Annotated in this window: 1 protein-coding gene; it reads right to left on the bottom strand. The window is 70.6% G+C overall.

What is annotated here, in order from left to right:
* Positions 1-923, bottom strand: a 923-nt coding sequence (locus F2B26_RS16390) for an MCP four helix bundle domain-containing protein (RefSeq protein WP_159811142.1), incomplete at its 3' end; no start/stop codon positions are given.
* Positions 924-1,141: the final 218 nt, after the last annotated feature.

Genomic DNA, 1,141 nt, shown 5'->3' with positions numbered 1-1,141 from the left:
TGCTCAGCAGCAGCAGCCACCACACCCGCCTGCGCGCTCGTCTCCTCCGAACCAGACGCCACCTGCGCACCCGCAGCCGACAGCTCCTCCGCAGAAGCAGCCACCGCAGCAGCCGTCGTCACCACCGACCCGATCACCCCACGCAACGCGCCCTGGGCACGACCCAGCTTCGCTGCGACGCGACCGAGCTCGTCGCGGCTGTCGACGTCGGGGGTACGGGTCAGGTCACCGGAGGCCATGGCGTCGACCGAGACGTCGATCTCCAGGAGGGTGCGCCGGATCGACCGGACGATCACCACGGTGATCGCCGCCGGGACGAGCACACCGACCGCCAACGCCAGCAGCAGCAGGACGGCCGAGGAGGCGGCCAGCTCGCTCCCCTGCTTGTCGAGCCGGGACGCCGTGGAGTCGAGGATCTCGGTCTGCGCCACGAGGGCGTCGTTGAGCGCCGTGGCCGTCGTCTTCAGGTCACCCAGGACCAGTGCCTCCGCCGAGGCCCGGTCGCCGGCCTGCACCTGGGACGTCACCGTGGCCGACAGGTCGAGGAAGGCCGTCAGCTGGGTCTGGATCGTCTGCCTGTCGTCGGCCGAGGCCACCAGCGGCAGGTAGGCGTCGAAGGCGTCGGTGAGCTTGGTCTGCTTGGCCTGCACGTCGGCCACCGCGTCGGACAGGCCGGCCGCCGGAACCATGGGCAGCGCCACCACCCGACCGCGGTACCCGCCGAACTCGCGGACGGCCACCACCAGCTTGCCCATCGGCACCGAGCTGTCGGAGTACATCGTGTCCTGCTGAGCGCTGATGGTGCCGATCCGGCTGACGGCCAGCGCCACCATGGCGGCGCCGAAGAGGGCGAACAACCCCGCGACCGCACCCAGCTTCAGGGCGATCGGAAGATCACGGAAGCCCCTGCGACGTCGGTCCATTTCGATGTCCTCTCGGGTGAGTCACCCGGCGCATCGGTGGGCCGGGACGTGTGAACGGCGAGCTCGATGGCCCGCGGGCCCGGCGCCGGGCCCGGCGGTCCTCAGTAGGTGAACTTGGTGACCTCGGTGTGCAAGGTCGCGGCCAGCTGGGCCAGGTCCGCCACGGCCACGCCCATCTTCTGAGCCACATCGGTCGAAGCATTGGCCGCTGAAGCAAC

The sequence above is a fragment of the Cellulomonas citrea genome, assembly GCF_009829685.1.
Lineage (GTDB): Bacteria > Actinomycetota > Actinomycetes > Actinomycetales > Cellulomonadaceae > Cellulomonas > Cellulomonas citrea.
The sequence above is the reverse complement of the archived record's forward strand: the minus strand, read 5'-3'. Positions and strand labels throughout refer to the sequence as shown.